Here is a 23,086-nt window from a genome sequence, read left to right as displayed (position 1 = left end):
TTATTTTATTTTTTCACCGTCAATAAAAACATTTTCTGCCTTCAGACTTCCCTGATTGTACAGTACATTCTGGAAATTATCTGTTTTAAAGGTAACAAAATCAGCTTTCATACCTTCTTTCAATATTCCTCTGTCTTCCAAACTCAATGCAAAAGCTGAGCGGAAGGTCATTCCTGCCAAAACTTCAGCTGTCGTCAGTTTTTCAAATGTGGCTAAGATGGAAGCCTGTGTAATAAGATTTCCCATCGGCGCTGAACCAGGATTCCAGTCGCTTGCGATGGCGACAATTGCTCCAACATCCAGTAATTTTCTTGCAGGAGTAAATTTTTCTCCTAAACCTAAACTTGCACCAGGTAAAGCTGTTGCAACTGTATCTGAGTTTGCCAAAAACTCAATATCCTCATCGATTGTTGCTTCCAAATGGTCTGCAGATTTTGCGCCGACTTCCACAGCGATTCTCGAACTTCCCGGCGTAAATTGGTCGGCATGAACGGTAATTTCAAAACCTAAATCTTTAGTTTTAAGTAAAAATTCTTTACTTTCTTCCGGCTGAAATGCTGATTTTTCAATAAAAATATCAACGCGGTTTGCGAGTTTTTCTTCTTTTACTTTTGGTAAAATTTCTGTTAAAATATAATTCAAATATTCTTCGTTCGTTCCCTCAAAATCTCTCGGTTTTAAATGAGCTGAAAGACAGGTCGGAACTAAAGTCGCTTTTGTCTGCTGCTGTGCTTTTTTAATGATCCGAAGCATTTTAAGTTCATTTTCTACATCTAAACCGTAACCGCTTTTTACTTCAATCGTTGTAATTCCAAGAGAAATTAAAAAATCAATTCTTTCCAAAAGTGTTTTGAGTAATTCTTCTTCTGAAGCTTTTCTCGTATGTTGAACGGAACTCCATATTCCGCCTCCACTTTCGGCAATTTCAAGATATGTTTTTCCGGCATTTCTCATGGCAAAATCATTCGCCCGGTTTCCGCCGAAGCAAATATGGGTGTGAGAATCTACAAAAGCCGGAAGCACAATTTGCTCACCATCCACAGCTTCAATTTCTATACTTTGATTTTCAGATTTTAATAATTCGAAATTTCCGATTTGCTGAATTTTATTATTTTTAATTAAAATTCCACCATCAGCAATAATTTCGAGTTGTTCGTCTGAAAGTTTTCCTCTTAACGGGAGATTGGCAAGTGTAACGACCTGCCTGAAAGGACCAATTAGTTTCATTAAAAATTAGGTTAAGGTTGACGTTGAGGCTGAAAAGCGCAACTCATCAATTTCATTTCAAAAATACTTAAAATATATCAATTGGTTTACTGTAAAACATTCCGGATTCCAAACTTTGAATTTGACGAAAATTTATACAATCTCAACCTTTGCCTAAACCTAAAATTGTTATCTTTACGGTAAATGAAACTGAATTAATGCCCGATTTTTTACATCCAGACAAAGACAATTACTCCAATGAGGAGCTGATGCAGGAAGAACAGATTCGCCCGCAAAGCTTTAAAGATTTCGCAGGACAGCGAAAAACACTGGAGAATCTTGAAGTTTTCGTGACCGCCGCCAAAAGACGTGGCGGTGCTCTTGATCATGTCTTGTTGCACGGCCCGCCCGGTTTGGGGAAAACTACTTTGGCGAATATTATTGCCAATGAATTGGGAGTTGGCTGCAAAATCACTTCAGGTCCTGTTTTGGATAAGCCCGGAAGTTTAGCCGGCTTGCTGACGAATCTTGAGGAAAACGATGTACTGTTCATCGATGAAATTCACAGACTTTCACCTGTTGTAGAAGAATATCTCTATTCTGCGATGGAAGATTATAAAATCGACATCATGCTGGAAAGCGGCCCGAATGCGAGAAGTGTTCAGATTGGTCTGAATCCTTTTACCTTGGTGGGAGCAACCACCAGAAGCGGAATGCTGACCAAGCCGATGCTGGCAAGATTCGGTATTCAAAGCAGGCTGGAATATTACACGATTGAACTTTTATCGATGATAATCATCAGAAGTGCAAGGGTTTTAGGTGTGAAAATTTATGAAGATGCTGCAATTGAAATTGCCAGAAGAAGCCGCGGAACACCGAGAATCGCCAATGCTTTACTGCGTAGAGTTCGTGATTTCGCCGAAATCAAAGGTGACGGTGAAATTGAAATTGAAATCACAAAATATGCCCTGAATTCTCTGAACGTTGATGAATTTGGACTGGATGAAATGGACAATAAAATCATGCGTGTGATGATTGAAAACTTCAGAGGAAAGCCTGTGGGAATTTCAGCTTTGGCAACATCCATCGCTGAAAACCCTGAAACGCTGGAAGAAGTGTATGAACCGTTCTTGATTCAGGAAGGCTTTATCATCAGAACTCCGAGAGGAAGAGAAGTGACTGAAAAGGCTTATAAACATTTGAATATTGCTGTGCCGAGAAATCCGGGGGAACTTTTTTAAAGGAAAAAGATTTTGATGTGCTCATTCTTTTAACTTAAAAAATTGGAAATTCATTCAATATTACTGCAGCGCCATAATTTAAAATCAATAACATAAAATAATAAACTTATATGAAACTATATCCAATTCAATGCGGAAAATTTAAGCTCGACGGCGGAGCGATGTTTGGGGTCGTCCCAAAAAGTCTGTGGGAAAAAACCAATCCTGCAGACGAAAGAAATTTAATTGAACTCGGAACAAGATCTCTGCTTGTGGAAGACGGCAAAAAATTAATTTTAATTGATTGCGGCCTGGGAAATAAGCAGGACGATAAATTCTTTGGTCACTATTCGCTTTGGGGCGACGATACTTTGGATAAAAATTTGAAGAAGTATGGTTTTGTGAAGGAAGACATTACTGATGTTTTTCTTACCCATCTTCACTTCGATCACTGCGGTGGTGCAATTGAATGGAATGACGACAGATCAGGCTACAGACCGGCTTTTAAAAATGCACAGTTCTGGACAAATGAAAACCACTGGCAATGGGCAACTGAACCCAACCCAAGAGAGAAAGCCAGCTTTTTAAAAGAAAATATTTTACCTATTCAGGAAAGCGGACAGTTGAATTTTCTACCACTTCCAACCAACGGAAATTATGGTTTCGCTCCGGATTTAAAAATGGATGTGATTTTTGTTGACGGGCACACCGAAAAACAGATGCTTCCGGTGATTCAGTATCAGGAGAAAACAATTGTTTTTGCAGCTGATTTAATTCCGACGACAGGACACATTCCGCAGGTGTACGTGATGGGTTATGATACAAGACCGCTTTTGACAGTGGAAGAAAAAGCTAAGTTTCTGAAACAGTGTGTGGATAATGATTACCTGTTGTTTTTTGAGCATGATGCACACCACGAACTGGCAAGTTTAAAAATGACTGAAAAAGGAGTTCGATTGGATGAGACTTTCAGTTTTAATGATGTTTTTGGATATTAATTTTGAGCTATGGAAGAATTAATTTCAGAAAATCAGAAAAGCGAACCCGATCCCTTATCTGCGCCTAAAATAATTGGTTTAACAGGAGGCATTGGTTCAGGAAAAACCACGGTGGCAAAATTCATTGAAGAGTGTGGATTTCCTGTTTATTATTCAGATGACCGTGCTAAAGAGATTGTGAACGATAACGAAGAATTAAAATTAAAAATCAAAGCACTTCTGGGTCCGCAATCCTATAATGAAAAAGGACTGTACGACCGCAAGTTTGTATCAGAAATGGTTTTTAATGACAGTGAGCTGCTTCAGGCTCTTAATGAAATCATTCATCCTGCAGTACGCATCGATTTTGAAGATTGGGTAAAGAAACAGGAAAAATATCTGGTATTCAAAGAAACGGCTTTGCTGTTTGAGTTAAAATTAAATAAGCAATGTTACCGCTCGATTTTAGTAACTGCCGAAGACAATATCAGAATCAAAAGGGTGATGGATAGAGACGGAAAAACATATCGTGAAGTACAATCGGTTATGGAAAAACAAATGCCGGAAAAGGATAAGATAAAGCTGGCAGATTATGTTATCTACAACAACATAAATCTTGATGACCTGAAAGATCAAACCGAAAAAATCATCTTTGATATTGAATAACAAAATCCCGCTGAATTTTTCAGCGGGATTTTTAATTACTATATGTACTGATAGGATTGCATCCTATCCTTTGTTAAGGCGTCCCTTTGGGACTTTTACATATCCTATCAAAAAAAATAAGCTCCCATTTCTGAGAGCTTATTCTATTTAAATTTAATTTATTATTCTTTAATAAATTTCTTCTGAACTGTTTTGTCGCCATCAACCAATTCAATCACGTAAAGTCCGTTGATCAATCTGCTAACGTCAATCTTATTGTTCAGGATCAATCCATCTGAGATTAACTGACCTGCTGAGCTGTAGATTTTGTAATTAGCTTTTTTGCTAATGTTTTTCACGTTCAGTACAGTCGCTACCGGGTTAGGGTAAATCATAATGTCAGTTTGGTTAAGAGGATTTACAACAGCCTGCTTAACGATTCTTACACGATAATCTTCAACTTCACCGTTTGCAAAATTAGTACAGTTCACAGGGATACCGTCTTTTTGCATTGCTACTCTCATCATAACATACTTATAATCTGTTAAACTTACGAAAGCATCATCAGGAACTGTAAATGCTGCACTTGCAGTATCTGCACTGTTGGGTCCGTTTGAAAGGATTTTTTCGTTGATATCAAAATATCCGTTTCTGTTGAAGTCAATCCAAACTGCTACACCTGTATTAGAACCAGAAGATGAAGTTTTATCAATTTTAACAACGTTACCCTGGCTTCCCTGAACCAAAACAATCTCCTTATTGTCTGGGTCAGTTGTATAGTATTGGTATCCAAGATTAACAGATGGATTCGCAAATGCTGCACCCTGAAGAGGAGTTACTGTAACTTTGTTGATATAATCTGGTCCTCCAGGAGTTCCTCCTGTTTGGCAATATGTTACAGTAGGAGTTGTGAAATAGTAAAGCGGAGTAAAGTTACCCGGAGTACCAGTACAAACATTCGCAACCTGCATTTCGTATTTAGTCAATTCTAATAAACCATTAATAGTATACGTATTGGCGTTATTAACATTAATAGTTGTCCAGCTAGGAATTCCTACTTTTCTGTATCTTAAGATATAGCTGTTTGTAGCACCGGTACCTGTATAAGGTTCCCAAGTTACTTCAGCACTTGTAGGGTTCAGTTGAGTAATCGTTAATCCCGGAGGCGGAATAGAACAAACTCTTACAGTGGTAAACACCTGTGGATTAGACCAAGGGTTTCCTGTAGTTGAACCTACACATATAGTTCTAACCTGTACCTCATAGGTTTTATAAGACTCTAAACCTTGCATTAAATAACTGTTCAATGGAGGCTGAGGAGTAGTTCCACCTGTAGTCTGCGGAGTAAACCAACCTGGTGTACCCACTTCTCTCCATCTGATTTCGTACACAGCACTAATCACTAAAGGCCCCCAAGTCGCCAATGCAGAATTTGAAGTTACATTGCTTACAACAACGTTTGGAGGTGTAGGGTCACAAGTTGTAGAGAATGGAACTGAAGGTGCCGCACCTTCATTAGCATTACAAAGCGCTACAACTTTCACTTCATAATTCTTAGCCGGCTGTAAACCAGTATTTATTACAAAAGATGTAGTTGGAGGATTTAAAACCGGTGAAGAGTTTGGCCATGTCGTTAATCCTGCTTCTCTCCAATATACTTTGTAACTTAAGTTATCTGGTGATTGAGTCCAATTTACCTGCGCAGAAATATGATTGATATTTGTAACATTTACGTTTGTAGGAGCTGTGGTTGAACATGGTCTGATTATAAATGTATAATCAACATAGTTTCCATAAGCTGCAGGTCCACAAGGAGTAACAGCACCCAACCAATTTGAAGCAAATCTTACTCTATAAGAACCAGAGGGTCTACCCACTGAGCTTATCGGAAATGATACTGAAGTAAGGTATCCCGTTGGAGTATATACACTTTCATTTGAATCAAATACCATGTTTTGGTTCCAATCCACCCAAGCATGATAATAATGCGTTCCGGAAGGTGTCGCCAAATTTACAGTTACAGAATTTCCTGGCAATACAGAGAAACTTTGGGCGGAATTATTTACATAGGCACTATAAGAATTTGCTGTGTAAGCTATGTTTGTAAAACCTGTTGTTCCGGTATTGATATTATTTAGATAATACGTAGTAGATGAAGATCCACCAGCAGGCACACAATAGTTTGTATATATTTGAAGTGGTCCCGTCCAGTCACCAATATCTGTAGCACTACATTTTGCTCTGATCCAGATATAATAGGTTGTACTTGGAATAAGAGGGCTAATTAATTGAGTAGGACCAGCAACCCCAACATACTGAGGAGTAACCGTTGCAAGCGGAGTTGCAGGGTTTGTAGCGTAATAGATATCATATCCATTTGCCGGTGCAGTAGCTGGTACCGTCCACTGTACAGTAGTACTTGTAGTAGTAGTATTTGTTACCGTAAATCCTTGAGGATCTAAACAAGTTGGTGCTACTCTCAATTTGAAATCATCAACACCTAAGTACCAAGGAGCACCTGTAGATGATACATTTACAGCAAAATTATAAGTAGCTGAAACTGTTGGAGTAAAGTACACTTTATGCTGTGTATAACTGTTAGTTCCCTGAGTGGCAGTTATAAAGCCTCCTAAATTAGTTGCTCCGGTAGATGACTGCGATGTGTTCACTAAAACATTACCGGTATATCCTACATTTGAAGAACCAGTACCACCAGTATGATAGTAAAATGAATATTCATAGGTCACACCTGCTGTTAAAGTAAAACCTGGAGTCCAGAGCTGGCTTGCAGTTGTATTACCATATTGGATTCTTACATAGTTTGGTGTAGATCTTGGACCAGGAGAGGTCGTAGAAGCTGTAGCATTTGAAGAAGTCCAGGCACTTGTACCTGTCACGTTTTTCCAACAAGAAGGAAGAACTGCTGCTCCTAAGCCAGTCATTGCATCAAAATTTTCTGTCCAAGGAAGCACAGTTACAGCAACACAAAGCGTTGTGAATGACGATGCCGGCATCCAGATACTCTGTCCTGATGCACATTTTGCTCTTACCCAAACGGAGTATGTTGTAGAACCAGCCAAGCCAGGAATTACTACACTGGTAGCATTTGTCTGTACAGAGTTTGTTGCATTTAAAACTGTTGCGCTTGTAGGTGGAGTTCCTGTAGTATTGTAATAAACATCATAACCGTTTACAGGTACAGGAGTTGGTGCCGTCCAGCTTACCTGAGCTGAAGCTGCCGTTACCGTTCCAACAGTTACACCTGTAGGATATGGACAGGTTGATGGAGTATCACCATTAAATTGTAGTCGAGGTATAGACCCTACCCTGCTGCTCGCTGTTGGAGGAGAAGCCGGGTTGGGATTTGTACCATCACTATAATAGTAGATCCCGCTGTTCGTTGTTGATGTATATGCTCCCCAGGTAGCAGTACATGACCAGTTTGCGGCATTTTCATCTACAGCAATTACAAGGTTGTCTGTACCATTCCATACAAAAGGTGTACTTAAAGGAATGTCAACCCAAGTTCCCGCAGTCATATTAGGTAATGTTCCGCTATAAACCGAAGTCATTGAGGCAAGTGGAACCCAATCCGTTGTTGATGCAAATGCGGTCTTGTTTGTATTACCCATATAAACCACCCATTGATTGTAGTTGGCTTGAGTAGCAGCGGTTTCACTTACAAAAAATTTTACTTTTGTAATTACAGTGTTGGTACCTAAAGCTGTTGTAAGCTCGGAAGCCTTGTACAATTGCTGTGAATAGTTGTATCCAAAACAAGAGTATACCGGAAGATTGCTTGAAGTAGCAGTACCGGCTCCAATCTGCCAAGTCTGTCCCGAAAGTTTGGGCATAAATGCTAGCAAAAAGGTAAAAAATAGTAATATTCTTTTCATATTTTAGGAATATTTTAAATATTAGCGGATATCAGTATATCCTTATTGTTAATGAATTCTTCATCAATACAAAGTGCTTTTTTCGAGACAATGCAAAACTGTACTGACAGATAAAGTGTAAAAGTTTTTTCCATAGGCTATAAAATTTTATATTAAATACAAATCTAAACATTTTTAATGACTATCATAAAATTTAAATATATTTTTTTATGAAAATTTTACCAAAATCAGTAAATAATACTCGAATAATAAATTATATTTTTATTAAAGTACGAATACACAAGCATTTCAAAAGTTTTAATCAGAATATTTCAAAACAAAAAACCTCAGAAATTTCTGAGGTTTTAAATAATTTTAGAGAAAATTTACTTTTTTATAAACTTAAAGGTCTCTGTAAGTTCTTTATCTTTAATTGTAATCAAATATGTACCTTTCACCAATTCGGCTACTCTTACTTGATTATCATTAATAACTCCTGATTTAACCAATTGCCCAACTGCACTGTAGATCTCATATTTTGCATTAGCTGATACTTTTGTAATATTTAAGACATCAGTTGCAGGATTAGGATAAATCTGAACGTTATTTTTAATTAATGAAGTTTCATCAGTGCTAAGTACAGGTATTTTCACAGTGTAATCTTCAATCTCACCATATCCCCAAGTACCACATCCTGCAAAAGTAGAACCTAAAGACCCACCAGCATTTGTAGATCCGTAATACGCAAGGATAACTCTCATTCTGAGTGATGTATTAACTGCAGCAGTTGCAGGTACGGTGAAAGTTCCTGTGATTGGCGACAATGGCACTGCAACAGGATAATTTAAAACTCTTTCACTATTTTCAAAAATACCATTGTTATTAAAGTCTATAAATACAACTGCAGTATCATAATCCGGATCCGTAACCGTAATCGATAATCCATAAGTATTACCTGTTGCTAAGCTCGGCTGAAGTAAAGTATTTGTACTGTAGTTGGTATAATTTGAAGGACCTGATGTATTGCTCATCAAAGCCACAGCATTGTAACTAAGTGTAACATTTGAAATATATTCATATTGCACTGTGTTTGTTGCTGTTGCTGTACAATAAGATAAAGTAATTGTACTAAAATTAGTACTTGCAGAAAATGGTCCCTGTGTGGTACAAACTGCCGCAACCTGTACTTCGTAAGCTGAAGCTTCAGCAAGACCTGAAAGTCCTACCGTATTTGTCGTAGAAGTTGTTTGCTGCCAAACCGTTTCACTTGTTTTCTTATAACGAATAACGTATGAGACAGCACCACTTACTGCCGGCCAAGTAACTGTAGCCTGAGAAGCACTAATATTTGACACTGAAACTCCCGTAATTGCAGCACCGCATACCGCTTGTGCAGCAACAGTCATTTTCTTTAGTGCATAGAAAACGTTCCCTATTGAAGAAATTCTCAAAGCGACATTCTGGCCATTCAATGCTGCGGGGAATGCAGCAATAGATTCTGTTCCGTCATTAGCTGTTGATGCTAAAAGCACCGTCCAGGTTAAACCGTTATCTGCAGAATAATCTATTTTAACATTCGGTGAGTTATAAGCTCCTCCTGCCGTATTTGCAACATCCCAAGTTACTGCATTTGCAGCATTACTATATAAATATGTGCCTGTAGTCAATTTGAAAGGACCATCAGCACCAACAGTAATATCCTGTTCAGCAAATGAAGTCTGTTGCTGTGTAGTTGCAGGATTATTGTCTCTTACGGTAACAGCGAACTTCATTGTTCTTGCAACCATTGGTACAGATTCCCAACCGTCATTTGAGTTGTCTAAGACACCATTAAGTACAGATGCTAACTTAGGAAAATACCTTATTGGGCTTGCAGTAGGTGTGAATGACCTGAAAGAAGGACCAAAAGTAGTGGTTCCCAGATTAGTCTTGTTAATCAACTGAGTTGTAGCAGTAATACTGTTCACCTGCTCCCAAGTATAAGTCATTGGGTCGTTTTGAGCATCTGTAGCAGATGCTGTAAGAACAAACGCCGTTCCTTTCGGAATTGTATAAGCCGGTAAAGCTGCAATTACAGGTGGGTCATTGGCAACCGAAGTCTCTACGTCACACGCTTTAGTATTTAAATTTGTCTGCACTTGAGTAATACTACCCTTGTGGAAATACGCATCTGAATTTGCCTGTACATCTGTAGTAGCACCCGTAATCCCTGCATATCCCATAATTGTAGAACCAGATCCCGGCTCCATATTTACACCTGAACCTTCATATCCTGTTGTAAATGTATGGTTTGCACCCAATTGATGGCCAAGCTCATGAGCTACGTAATCTATATCAAAAGTATCTCCCTGTGGAATAGAATTCGCTGGAGATGTATATCCGGAACCCTTACCTTTAGGTACTGCTGTTGTAGGATTTACACACACACAACCAATACAGCCAGCATTACCTCCTCCGCCGGAAGCACCAAAAAGGTGACCAACATCATAATTATTATTTCCTACATTTGCTGTAAGTGTAGTCTGCAATTCTAGATTCCATCCACCTTGAGCTCCTGTAGCAGCATCCTGATAAGGGTCTGTTGCAGCGTTGGTATAAATAACATTAGGATAATTCTGTAAATTTAAATGCAATGCAAAATCTTTTTCAAAAACAAAATTCACCCTTGTCATAGTAGCATTAATTGCCGCCAATGCACCAGCAACAGTACCACCGTGGAATGTTGTATACTCACCCGTTACAGACATTGCCAATCTCATTGTTCGGTATTTTTTGTCTGACATCTTAGAGAAATCTGAAAATTGGTTATTGAAAGAACTTCCTTTTTTCGCCATCTCTTCGATTTGCTTCACAGCCCCCAAACCTTCATCTGTACTGCAAATAAAACTTTTAGTGCCTGTAGCTTTAGACTTCGGATGTACTCTGTATGTAGATTTATCCGTAGCTAAAGGGTCAATAAATTCATATTCGCCAGATCCTCCAATCATCATCGATTGAAAATCATTAGGAGCAAGTGAAAATCTTACAGATTTTGATGGATCATCAATTCCGACTCCCACATAAGAGCCTAAATCGTATTGTTCAGCAAGCTCTTTTACCACTACAGGAAAACTGTAGACAGCAAATCTTTCCATTTTCCCACGAAGTGTAGGAAGTATAATTTCTACAGGCTTGGCACCCAATCCTGTTTCTTGAGCATTTTTAAGCTGGCTCTTGATTTTCGCAATATCAAGTTTATATTCTGCTTGCATAGGATCTGATACCATGCCTCTCTTCTGATTGACTGGAGACCACTGTCCGAAAGCAAAACTACCGACAGTACTTAAAAATAAAGCAGTAATAAGTTTTTTCATGAAAATGAACTATTTTTGAATTATTTGTAAACTTTTAACCTCCAAATGTAAGCATTATCATACAATTCATGTATAAGAATTATGAATTTAACATTTTATACATACATTAGCTACATACTTAAACCAAAAAAACCTCTGGAAAGCCAGAGGTTTTCAATAAATCAAAAAATGATCTTTACTTTTTTATAAACTTAAGTGTTTCTGTAAGATTTTTATCTTTTACAGTAATCACATAAGTACCTTTTACAAAATCGGCTACTCTTACTTGTCCGTTTTCAATTTTACCGGATTTTACAAGCTGACCAACTGCATTATGAATTTCAAATGTAGCTTTGTCTGAAACTTTAGTTACATTAAGAATTTCTGTTACAGGGTTCGGATATATTTGAATATCGCTTTTTACTGAACCATTTGCTTCTTTAGTATTTAAAACCAATATTTTGAACGCTTTAGATTGAGTAGAACCAAAATCAACAGATCCTTCAGAAATCAATACATTTCCAACAGCATCCTGCACATTATAATATCCATACAATTCTATACCATCTCCATAACTATCATTGATTGTAAATACATAACAATCCGGCACTAAATTCCAGGTCTGTGTAACCAAAGCAGGCAATGATACGATTTGAGTACCCGAAGCAACACCATCCAAGTATGGTCCTCCAGAATACAAAGTAGTTCCAGCACTGTTTTTCAATGTCCATGTAGTTTCTGTACCGTAGAAGTCAGGCTGAAGTGTGAAAGTTACCGCTGTGGTAGCCGCAGGTGTCGTTGTAAAGTTTCCAACCGCTGAAAATGCACTATTATTAGTCGCTCTAGCATCAGAAGTACCATTTACTGATGTTATCTGTGCAGAAATTATAGAGGTTTCAGTCCCCGCAAATGAAATAATAGCATACTTATCCTGAGCAAGATTTCCTGTCCAGTTAAAAGTTTGTGCAGGACCACCGCTTACAGTGTAGGTAATTACTGCAGATGTAAGATTCGCTGTACCTCTGTTGTATAAACTAAACGGAAAAGTAACAGGAGCCGTACCACCACAAGTTGTTGCCGAGCTACAGATCTTTTCTGCTTTCAGCTCAGCATCATTTGGAAATAATGGAATTGCAACATCTTTTGTAGAAGTTTTGAGTTCTACTCTTCTCGGCGAATTGTTCATTACTGCAGTTATTCTGGATTTCTGATCAACAGTAAATATGTTCATACACGTGTCATTGGTGTAATCCATATAATTTTGAACCATTTCAAAAACACTCGTACTTGTACAACTTGCGATATTGGGATTACATGTGTAGTTTGAAGTATGTGCAGTTGGTGTATCAGCACAATAGTCTGTACCACAAGTTGCATCACCCCATATATGTCTTAGACCTAAAAAGTGACCTACCTCATGAGTCATTGTTCTACCCTTATCATATGGTGCACTCAACAAGAATGTTCCATCATTAAAAGCAGAACTCCCAAAAGTTGCATAATTAGCAACCACACCATCTGTATTGGCAGCTCCACCGTTTGCATTCATACCAGCCAAACCTGAGTTTGAAGGAAACTGTGCGTAACCAAGGATCCCTGCACTACCACCTCCTAGCTGCACACTCCACATATTCATATACTGAGCAGGATTCCAGATAGTAGCAGGTTTTACGATAGCATCAACTTCATCAGTTTCCCAAAATGCTTTACACATATTGACACGGTTAATTCCATTGGTAGGATTTCCGTTAGGATCTACTTTTGCCAACGCAAACTGAATCATTGTATCTGCTCCTACAGCATTAGTATTAAAACCAGGAGTACCAGTCATTTTTCTGAAATCCTGGTTCATTACTGTAATTTGTGAAATAACCTGATTGTCTGTAATATTCGGTGCTGCACCTAAAGCCTGCCCGTTGTGAATAACGTGTACTACCACGGGAATAGTTACAATACCTCCATTTTGAGATTTATTTGCCTTAGCATTTTCTATCAAAGGAGCAATCCAAGATTCAAACTGCTCATCTGTCATTCTTTTAGGGTCTTTCTTCTGCAACATAGTTTCGTACTCTGTAGAAGCACATCTAATAAACCCATTCATCTTCTTTAAATCTTCTATTGTGTAGGTTTTGCCAAATACAATCTGATCTTCACCATTTTGTTTTGAAAGTCTTTGACCAAAAACTGAACAAACCAATAACACAGAAAGTAAAAGAGATACTTTAAATGTAATTTTACTACTCATATTATAAATTATCTTTAAAATTGAAGCTTCAAAAATACGATTTTTTTATAGCTAAAACACCAAAACTATCAAAATATTAGTGAAATCAATCGATACTTATCATTAAAATCTCCAAATTCTGATAGAATTATTAAATAAAAAAACCTCCGGGAGGAGGTTTTATAATGATCTGATTTTAAATTTATTTTTTTATAAATTTCAATCTCTCTGTAAGATTTTTATCATTTACAGTAATTACATAAACACCTTTTACAAAATCTGCAACATTTACCTGTGCATTTTCAATATTTCCGGCTTTTACAAGCTGCCCAACTGCATTATGAATTTCAAATGTAGCTTTATCGGAAACGTTTTTAATATTCAAGACATCAGTAGCAGGATTAGGATAAATGCTGAAAGTATTTTTTGTAGCCTCGGATGTACCAAGTGTCTGTATTTTGAAATATTTAGTCTGGCTGGATGCGAAATGAGATCCTGTTACCAAAGTAGATCCAGTAGTAGATTGGATATTATAATAACCCCCATAAGGATAAAGACCGTCGCCATAAGAATCTGAGATCACAAAAGTGTAACATTCATTGGCATTCAAAGTCCAGTTTTGAGTAATTAATGGCGGATTTGCCTGATCTGTATATGGCCCTCCGCTGTACACTGTTACACCACCACTGTTTTTAAGAGTCCAGGAAGTTTCACTTCCATATTGATCTCTCTGAAGATTAAAGACCACACTTTCATTTAATCTGGTAGGAGCACCCATGTAATTAACAAATATATTGCTGTTTGATGCCCTTTGATCTGCAACTCCATTTACTGTAGTTACTGTAATATTCATATATCCACCAGAAGCAGTAGTAGGCATTGGCAAAGTAACGATAGCGTACTTATCCTGAGCAAGGCTTCCAGTCCAGTTGAAAGTTTGTGATAGATTGTTAACAGAATAAGTAATAACTGCTGACGTCATTGTAGTATTTCCTCTGTTATAAAGAGATACTTTGACACTTTGAGCAGTTGTTGTAGCACAGCTTAAAGTTGTACAATCTCTCTCTAATTTAACTTCTGCATCATTTGGAAACAACGGAATTGCAACATCTTTTGTAGAAGTCTTTAATTCAAGTCTTCTCGGAGAATTATTCATTACGGCAGTAATTCTATCCTTTTGATTAATTGTATAGATATTCATACAGGTATCATTAGTATAATCCATATAATTCTGAACCATATCATTTCCTGTAGCTGCCGGACACGTATCTATCGTTACACAATTATAATTGGCTGCTGCTGCTGCCGGTGTATCAGGGCAATAATCTTTATTACTATCTGTAGCATTCACTACACAAGAAGCATTATCTCCCCAAATATGTCTTAAACCAAGAAAGTGACCAACCTCATGAGTCATTGTACGTCCTTTGTCGTACGGTGCACCTAACAAAAACGGCCCTGTAGTTGAGTTGCTGAAATCACTGCTTCCAAAAGTAGCATAATTGGCAACTACTCCATCTGTGTAAGCCTCTCCGCCCACAGGATCAAGCCCGCCTAATCCAGAACCGGAAGGGAACTGAGCATAGCCGAGAAGTGATGTACTTGTAAACTGTACACTCCACATATTCATATACTGTGTAGGATCCCAAATAGTTTCAGGTTTTACAAATGAATTTATCTGAGCCTGAGACCAGCTCGCCTGACAAAGATTTACTCTATTGATACCATTGGTAGGGTTACCAGCCGGATCTGATTTCGCCAAAGCAAACTGAATCTGGGTATCAGCTCCCACAGCATTACTATTAAAACCAGGTGTACCTGCAAGTCTTCTAAAATCCTGATTCATTACCGTAATCTGAGAAATAACCTGTTCATCAATAATATTAGGTGCAGTACCATAAGCCTGACCGGCATGAATAACATGTACTACCACAGGGATAGTCACTATGTTTCCGTTCTGAGATTTATTATTTCTTTCTTTTTCAATTAAGGGTGCAAGCCACGCCTCAAATTGTTCTGCAGTCATTCTGCCTGGAAAATGTTTTTGCAAAAACGCTTCATATTCGGTAGATGAACATCTTTCTATGCCCCCAGACTTTGATAATTCTTCAGCAGAAGGATGTGAAAACTCAGCGTGCTTATCCCCTTTTACAGATTGACCGAAAAGCATTCCGCCACCATAAAAAGCAAATAAAACTGCCGTTTTGAAGATTGTAGATTTTATATTCATGTAGATTCTATTTTTACTACAAATATAATTCAAAATTGGAATTTGTATAAATATTTAATAAAAAAAATTAGAAAAAATAAAAATATGGCATTATTATTAGTGTATTTTTACAAAAAATTTAAAATGAAATTACATTTTGCATTGGCTATAAGTTTATTTACTTTAATTAACTGCAATACAACCAAAACTACCGGAAGCACGATGAATGAAGACAAAACTGTGGTAGGAAAACTCTCTGTTCAAAGAATTTCGTTGTCTGAAAAGACTCGTGGTACCAATAGATTATTCACCATCACTCCGACTAAAATTGAGACTGATATGAACGGTAATATGACTAATAAAAGCATATCTTCTGAGAGTTGGAAAATAATTTCGGGCAAAATTGCTCAGATAAATCTTGAAGAAATAGACTCTTACAAGTCTCCAACCACCAAAAGATACAGTGATGCTGCATTGTCTTCTGTCATCAGTATTGAAAAAGATGGCAAAACATACAGTTCATCAGATTTTGATTCAGGAAATCCTCCCCAGCAAGTTGCAGATCTTTATCAAGAAATTAGAAATGCAATAGAAAATAAAAAAGGTGAAAAATAATTTCACCTTTTTTTTATTTAAATTGATAAGCCAGACTCCAGGAGAAGCCCATATTGAATTTATTTGAACTTCTACCAAATCCCGGAACAATCATCGGCTCCACCTCATCCTGTTTTGATGTAGCAACAAGATATCTTGGCTGCATATTGACATCAATGAAAAAATGGGATCCAAAAAGCTGAACCCTGCCTCCTATTATTCCTTCAAGCCAAAATGAAGACTGTGATGATGCAGGCATAGAAACACTTGCAGAACTTCCGCCGAAACCTCTTACAGGAATCGCCTTATATTCCTGATTGTAAAACGATCCTGCAACTTTTCCTCCGGCATAAAAACCATTAAATTCGTTTTCTTTATCTACTGCCAACATATAAAATGCACCAATTTTTGCAAACGGACCATTTACTGCTGCATCGTAGCCATTTTTCTGATATACATTTTTTTCAAAACCTGCTTCAATAATGGCGTGGGTATTTCCTTTTACTTTTGATGAAATAAAACCCTGAAAAAGCTGGCGGTCCGAGAAAAACGAAACTGTGGTATTCAATACATCCACACCCACCATAAAGTTGGGTTCGTATTTCCATTTTTCTTTTACTTCTTCTTCCTTTTTGTTTTGTGCAGAAAACTGCAGTGCGATTGCACTAAAAAGTAAGGAAAAGATTAGTCTTGTCTTCATTTTCAATAAAGTTTTGTCCGTTTGCCACTTCCAGTACCTTTCCGGGAGTTATAAGCTGTGAATTCACATTCTGATACGTTTTTTTTACACCGCATCCGGGAGAAACATAGGTCGCAGTCGTGGTATAATTTACTCTGACCTTAGATTCCGCTTCCGCTCTTCTGGTCTTGAAATACATATCTGTATAGGGTGCATCGTCTACTCTTAAAGGAATTAAAAGCGAATCTGCGTTTGTTGTTCTGCCAAAATCCACTACGCGCGTTCCGTAGTCTACTCTCAGATAAAGAGAGTCAACTGTTCTCAGCTGGCCCCCGACGTTTCTGAATCTCACCTTCATTCTCGGTGTTCCTTCACCGCTTTCGCAGATATCGTCGTCACCACCGCAACTTACAGCAGTTCCGAGACAAAAAATAAGGAATGTATATTTTAAAAACTGCTTCATTTTATTTTGGGTCTAGCGCTTTTTCTATTCTGAAAACCAAATCTTCGTAATGGTATTTATTTACCGTATTTGAATCTGTTTTTGCTGCCAGTTCTTTTTTAATTGAATTTAAATTTCCTCTTGCAATTGCCGAAACATCAGTTTTATCGAAAGATTTTGAATCTGCCAGTTTTATCTGCTGATCTACATAGCTTCTCTGAAGATTTCTCACATAAACATCAGGATTATCTTTTCTGATAATTGAAGTATTTAAATCTGAAAACAGTTCGATTAAAGTGTACGTTTTTGGATCAACTGTTTCCATCTGAGCCATTTTCTGTAAAACCATCGGGCTTAAAATTCTTGCCAGAACTGCGTTTTGTACATCCGAAACTGTTCCCGCAGGTGTTTTTCCTGTTTTTTCGAAAATTTCTTTTTTAATCAACCAGTTTGGCGTCGTGAAAATATTTTCATCTAAAAACTTCATCGCTTCCTTTTGGTCTTTTTTAGAAACCGGTTCGTAAACCGCTCCCGACTGCTCTACATTTTTAGGCGTTTCCATTTCACCACCGATGTATTTTGAAACGTGACCGGAATATCTCTTCAACTGAGTTACGACCTGATCATACATCATTCCTAAGTTATCGTAATCTTCATTTGGTTTTTCAGTCCATTTTTCAAGATTATCAACTATTCTTTTCAGGTTTTTAATTCCATAAGTGCTTGCAATCATGGCGTTATCACCTACCTGTTCGCTCTGAGATCTCGGATCAAAAGGATTCATTTCTGTTCCAAACCAAAGTCTTTCGTTTTTAAGGTTTTTGATGACCCATTTATTTAAAAATTCCTTTTCAGCTTCAGGAGTTTTATATTCATTAAATCTTCTGTAACCCCATTCAATTGCCCAGTCATCATAGTCACCAATTCTAGGCATGATTCCCGCATCGCCGATGTTGTCTTCCGGCTGTGCAACATAATTAAATCTTGCATAATCCATGATTGATGGTGTGTGACCATTTTTTTCAACCCATTTTTTATCTCTCAGTTTTTCAACAGGAACTGTCGAACTTGAACCATAATTGTGTCTTAAACCTAAAGTGTGACCAACCTCGTGAGAAGAAACGAATCTGATCAGTTCTCCCATCAGTTTATCATCGAAATCCACCATTCTCGCTCTCGGATCGTTCGGAGAGGCTTGTACAAAGTACCAGTTTCTCAGCAACAACATCACGTTGTGATACCAGTTGATATGACTTTCCAAAATTTCACCAGTTCTCGGATCTGAAATTGATGGTCCGGAAGCATTGGGAACATCTGATGGTTTGTAAACAATCGCAGAAAATCTTGCATCTTCAAGGCTCCAGTCGGGATTTGTTTTTAAATCAGGAACTTTTGCAACGATAGCATTTTTGAAACCTGCCTTTTCGAAAGCTTTTTGCCAGTCATTCACACCCTGCATTAAATAAGGAACCCATTTTTTAGGAGTTGCAGGATCGATGTAAAATACGATAGGTTTCGCTGGCTCTACCAATTCACCTTTTTTATATTTTTCCAGATCCTGAGGCTTAGGCTCAAGTCTCCATCTTTTAACTAAAGAAACTTTCTTCACACCTTGAGGATCCAAATCGAAATCTGTGTATCCAACAGCAAAATATCCAACTCTCGGGTCAAAATATCTTGCCTGCATTTTGTTTTCAGGAAGGAGAACGAATGAAGAGTTCACTTCCACTGTATAATTTCCGCTGATTTTAGGAGCATCTTTTGCCAGTTCCGGCGGTAATTTGCCTAAAGTTCTTGCGAAAGTTTTAGTGGTATTAATTTCAATATTTGTAGGATAAGATTTCACAAAATTAACGAAAGACATATCTTTCTGAAAAGCTCCTACGCGGAAAGCGTCTTTTGCCCAAACGGAAAACGATGTGAGCTCGGTGTCGGCATTCAAAACATCCGTTACCTCAATTACTGTTGTCTTTTTGTTGACTCCGTACGTTTTTACGTCAAAAGATTTGATAATCGACTGAACGTTGTTTCTCGTTACCGAATTGTACATAGCTGAAGTAGAATCTTTCGCATAATCTACGAAGGAAATCGATCTCAAAAGAATTTTGTCTTTCGGACCTCTTTCGAAAGCGACAACCTGCTGCCCAATTTGATCACCTGCATAACCGGACATTCCGGAACGCATTCCTGCAGCGGCTTTGGTTAATCTTGTTACCAAAAGAAACTCTTTTTTCAGTACAGAATCCGGAATTTCAAAGTAATATTTATCGTCAACTTTATGAACTGTGAAAACGCCGTCGTCGGAAACCGCTTTATCTGTGATGATTTCTTTATAAGGCTTTATCGGAGATTTCTTCTTTTCATCTTCCTTTTTCGCACCAGCAGCAGCCGGTTCTTTTTTTGTAGTGGCAGAATCTTTTTCCTGAGCAAATAAAGTCTGCGTTGACAACATCATTGCAGCGGCAGCCATTGCTAAGCTTATGTTTTTCACGTTTTTCATTCAGTTCTTAAAATTTATAATTTCAAAATTAAGCAATTATTTCTTGATAAGTAAAGCAATATTCTCCACGTGGTGCGTCTGCGGGAACATATCTACTGGAAGAATCTTTACGACATCATAATCCTCTTTCATCAAAGCTAAATCTCTTGCCTGAGTAGCCGAATTACAGCTTACATACACCACTTTTTTAGGAGCTAATTTTAAAATCTGCTCTACCACTTTCTGGTGCATTCCGTCTCTTGGCGGATCGGTAATTAATACATCTGCCGGTGGGTGGTTTTCTAAAAACTCGTCGTTGAAAACGTTTTTCATATCTCCACAGTAGAACGTTGTGTTGGTTAAGCCGTTCAGTTCAGCATGCTCAATGGCTGCATCGATGGCTTCCTGTACAGATTCGATGCCGATAACATGTTTTGCATTTCTTGCAACGTATTGAGCGATGGTTCCTGTTCCGGTGTACAAATCGTAAACGACTTCATCACCTTTCAGATCAGCAAATTCGAGTGTCTTTCTATATAATTCTAAGGCTTGCTTATAATTCGTCTGGAAGAATGATTTAGGTCCGATTTTAAATTTCAAACCATCCATTTCTTCCATTAAGAAACCTTCCCCGAAATAAGTTTTCACATCTAAATCATAAATGGAATCGTTCTGTTTTGGATTGATGGCATACACCAAAGTTTTAATCTGCGGGAACTGCTCCAAAAGAAAATCAAACAGCTCGATGCGGTTTTCTCTTTCTTCTCTGTGAAGCTGGAATAAAACCATCCATTCACCTTTAGAGTTTTGTCTCATCATCAAAGTTCTCAGGAAACCTTTCTGAATTTTAACATCAAAAAAATCAAGTCCTTTGTTCTCAGCAAATTTCTTCACCGCCAAACGGATTGCATTGGACGGATCTTCCTGCAGCCAGCATTCCTTTAAATCCAAAATCTTGCTCCACATGCCCGGAATATGAAATCCTAAAGCATCTCTGCTTCCGAAATTTTCTTCTGAACTGATTTCGTACTGTGTGAGCCAGCGTGCGTTTGAGAAAGAAAATTCCATTTTATTTCTGTAGAAATACTGTTCTTCAGCACCTAAAATAGGAACGGTTTCAAAGTTTTCAATACCGCCAATTCTTTTAATATTGTTATAAACCTCTTCCTGCTTAATTTCAAGCTGTTTTTCATAACTCATATTTTGCCATTTGCAACCGCCACACACACCGAAGTGAATACATTTTGGCTCAACTCTGAACGGAGATTTCTCAACGACTTCCTTTACTTCTGCCTCGTAATATTTTGACTTTGATTTTTTAACTCTGGCATTCACCACATCGCCTGGGATTGCTCCGGAAACCAAAACAGTTTTACCTTCTTCGGTTTTTCCAATGGCAACACCTTTTGCACCGGCAGCAAAAAGCTTTATATTCTCAAGAATGACGTCTTTCTTCTTTCTCATAACAATTTCTATCGCTACGGATCTAACATTCTATTTTTATCTCCGTAAAATTTCTATTTTTTCTAATAAACTTTCAGAAACTTTTCAGTTTCAGTCTGCAAAAGTACAAATAAAAAAAACCTTATCCGAAGACAAGGTTTTGATCTATTTTGAAATTTATATTATTTTGTCTGAGCAGGTTGTTGTTGCTGTTGTTGCGCCGCCATTTCCTGCATCTGCTGCATTTGCTCTGGCGTTAACATTTGCTGTTGCTGCTGAGGATTTGGTGCAGCCATTGGCGCAGACAATCCTGTTTGCTTATCAAGAATAGTTACAATTTCCTGCTCGCCAAGATTCATGTATGGTCTGCTTGCTACTTTTCCTGTTTTATCTAAAACGATGAAACAAGGTAGTTTGAAACCATAGATTCCGAATTTTTTAGCAGCATCAGAATTAAGACCTCCTTCTCCGTAAACATTTGTACCAGCAACTCCACTGAACATTGCTTTGCTTGTTTTTGCGAACTGATCTTTGGTATCATCAAGATTTACGAATACGAAATTCATTTTAGCTTTATAGAAATTTACCACTTCTTTTACAATTGGTGCAGTTCCTTCAGCAAAGTATGGATTCCATGATGCGTAGAACATTACCAAAGTTGGTTTACCTCCGTTATCAGAAAGTTTAAATGCGCTACCATCCTGCTTCGTTAATTTTACATCTGGAGCAACTTCACCGATTTTAACACCGTTGATGGCAAACTGCATTTTCTTAAGATCTTCTTTTACTGAAGAGTCTTTAATATCTTTTTCGATAATTTCTGAAATCTTCGCTGAAGCTTTTGCAGGTGTTCCCAAATGCATATCAGACTGAGCAATCACGAATGCCAAAAGATAATCTTTGGTAGTTTGAGAAAGGTCTTTCTTAGTTTTAAGGAAATCATTGAAAAGTTCTGAAGTAGAAATGTCAGTTTTTCCTTTCGCTTTAGCTTCAGCAAATTTTTGGAAATCCATGCTGATTTTTGTCAAAAGATACTGTCTGAAGAATGGGCTTGAAGTTACCATTTTTTCTTTATCTTCCTGAAGCTTGTTTTCGTAATCTGTGAAAGCTTTAGAAACTTTGAAAGAAGGATTTCCTGCATTCTGCTGTTTCTTAGACATTTCGTAACCTGCCATTACGTTAAGAATTGCAGTGTTTACATCATTCTTTTTCCACTCAACAACCTCATTTCCAGGATTGAATTTCTTCACGTTTTCTTCAACGTTTTTATTTAAATCTGCTGCAATTTTCTGAATTCCTTTAATGAAAGCATCTTCAGTTCCGCTGCTTAAAGTCGCAATATCAATCGTCTGACCGTAAGTCATTAAGAATTTCTGACAAGCCTGGTAAAATTCGTTATCCGCTTTACCATCTCCGGCAACCGTAAATTCGTTTGGAAACGTAGCAGAATTCCCTGAAATATTGATATTCTGACCACCTTTCAAGAAAATAAGGTTAGACTTTCCTGCGTAATTCATCAGGTACATTCCGTCTTTAGGAGCTTCAAAAGTTCCCGTGAAATTTCCATCTTTATCTAAACCGATGTTGGTTAACGGTAAAGTAGCAACACCAGAAGCCTCTACAAACTCTATCCTTTCGAGTGGAGAACTTCCTGCGATCTTTCCTTTGATCTCAACTTTTTTTGAACAAGACATTACAAATATTGCAATGACAAATAACAAAAGATATTTCTTCATTTTTGAATTTAATAATTAGGCAAAA

The 23,086-nt window shown here is 37.7% G+C and carries 14 protein-coding genes; 4 read left to right on the top strand and 10 right to left on the bottom strand.

Features of this window, described 5'->3' with window-relative positions; genetic code table 11:
* A complete protein-coding gene (gene hutI, locus AC2A1G_RS03870) occupies positions 1–1,227 on the bottom strand; it encodes an imidazolonepropionase (RefSeq protein WP_484045641.1) in 1,227 nt (408 codons plus the stop codon).
* A gap of 197 nt (positions 1,228–1,424) precedes the next feature.
* Between hutI and ruvB the strand changes: the two genes are divergently transcribed.
* The 3 genes from ruvB to coaE all read left to right on the top strand — a co-directional run bounded on the left by ruvB (position 1,425) and on the right by coaE (position 4,069).
* A complete protein-coding gene (gene ruvB, locus AC2A1G_RS03865) occupies positions 1,425–2,447 on the top strand; it encodes a Holliday junction branch migration DNA helicase RuvB (RefSeq protein WP_484045640.1) in 1,023 nt (340 codons plus the stop codon).
* A 110-nt stretch (positions 2,448–2,557) separates the two neighbouring features.
* Complete coding sequence (locus AC2A1G_RS03860; protein ID WP_484045639.1) at positions 2,558–3,424, top strand: MBL fold metallo-hydrolase; 867 nt, start codon at positions 2,558–2,560, stop codon at positions 3,422–3,424.
* Between the two features lie 9 nt (positions 3,425–3,433).
* Positions 3,434–4,069, top strand: coding sequence for a dephospho-CoA kinase (gene coaE, locus AC2A1G_RS03855; protein WP_484045638.1), 636 nt, complete (start codon positions 3,434–3,436; stop codon positions 4,067–4,069).
* Between the two features lie 161 nt (positions 4,070–4,230).
* On the opposite strand, the gene AC2A1G_RS03850 is transcribed toward coaE, so the two are convergent.
* The 4 genes from AC2A1G_RS03850 to AC2A1G_RS03835 all read right to left on the bottom strand — a co-directional run bounded on the left by AC2A1G_RS03850 (position 4,231) and on the right by AC2A1G_RS03835 (position 15,709).
* Positions 4,231–7,944: a fibronectin type III domain-containing protein gene (locus AC2A1G_RS03850; RefSeq protein ID WP_484045637.1), complete on the bottom strand. Its 3,714-nt coding sequence runs from the start codon at positions 7,942–7,944 to the stop codon at positions 4,231–4,233.
* Between the two features lie 365 nt (positions 7,945–8,309).
* A complete protein-coding gene (locus tag AC2A1G_RS03845; RefSeq protein WP_484045636.1) occupies positions 8,310–11,276 on the bottom strand; it encodes a reprolysin-like metallopeptidase in 2,967 nt (988 codons plus the stop codon).
* A gap of 175 nt (positions 11,277–11,451) precedes the next feature.
* Positions 11,452–13,500 (bottom strand): M43 family zinc metalloprotease, encoded by a 2,049-nt coding sequence (locus tag AC2A1G_RS03840; protein WP_484045635.1) that lies wholly within the window; start codon positions 13,498–13,500, stop codon positions 11,452–11,454.
* 181 nt (positions 13,501–13,681) lie between these two features.
* A complete protein-coding gene (locus AC2A1G_RS03835; protein WP_484045634.1) occupies positions 13,682–15,709 on the bottom strand; it encodes a M43 family zinc metalloprotease in 2,028 nt (675 codons plus the stop codon).
* A 123-nt stretch (positions 15,710–15,832) separates the two neighbouring features.
* Here AC2A1G_RS03835 and AC2A1G_RS03830 point away from each other — a divergent pair, with 123 nt between their 5' ends.
* Positions 15,833–16,303 (top strand): hypothetical protein, encoded by a 471-nt coding sequence (locus tag AC2A1G_RS03830; protein ID WP_484045633.1) that lies wholly within the window; start codon positions 15,833–15,835, stop codon positions 16,301–16,303.
* Positions 16,304–16,316: 13 nt separating this feature from the next.
* On the opposite strand, the gene AC2A1G_RS03825 is transcribed toward AC2A1G_RS03830, so the two are convergent.
* From AC2A1G_RS03825 to AC2A1G_RS03805, 5 genes are all read right to left on the bottom strand, one after another.
* Positions 16,317–16,982, bottom strand: coding sequence for a DUF6048 family protein (locus AC2A1G_RS03825; RefSeq protein WP_484045632.1), 666 nt, complete (start codon positions 16,980–16,982; stop codon positions 16,317–16,319).
* The gene (locus AC2A1G_RS03820; RefSeq protein WP_484045631.1) at positions 16,948–17,424 is read right to left on the bottom strand and encodes a DUF6452 family protein; all 477 of its coding nucleotides are present in this window, start codon (positions 17,422–17,424) and stop codon (positions 16,948–16,950) included. The genes AC2A1G_RS03825 and AC2A1G_RS03820 overlap by 35 nt, the downstream gene beginning before the upstream one ends.
* Position 17,425: 1 nt before the next feature.
* Positions 17,426–19,903 carry a zinc-dependent metalloprotease gene (locus AC2A1G_RS03815; protein WP_484045630.1) on the bottom strand — a complete coding sequence of 826 codons (2,478 nt, stop codon included), beginning with the start codon at positions 19,901–19,903 and terminating at the stop codon, positions 17,426–17,428.
* A 36-nt stretch (positions 19,904–19,939) separates the two neighbouring features.
* Positions 19,940–21,346 (bottom strand): 23S rRNA (uracil(1939)-C(5))-methyltransferase RlmD, encoded by a 1,407-nt coding sequence (gene rlmD, locus AC2A1G_RS03810; protein ID WP_484045629.1) that lies wholly within the window; start codon positions 21,344–21,346, stop codon positions 19,940–19,942.
* A gap of 161 nt (positions 21,347–21,507) precedes the next feature.
* A complete protein-coding gene (locus AC2A1G_RS03805) occupies positions 21,508–23,061 on the bottom strand; it encodes a TlpA family protein disulfide reductase (protein WP_484045628.1) in 1,554 nt (517 codons plus the stop codon).
* Between the last annotated feature and the right edge of the window lie 25 nt (positions 23,062–23,086).

The organism is Chryseobacterium sp. HNCC26DJ240, assembly GCF_057180485.1.
This window is presented reverse-complemented; position numbering and strand designations above follow the sequence as displayed.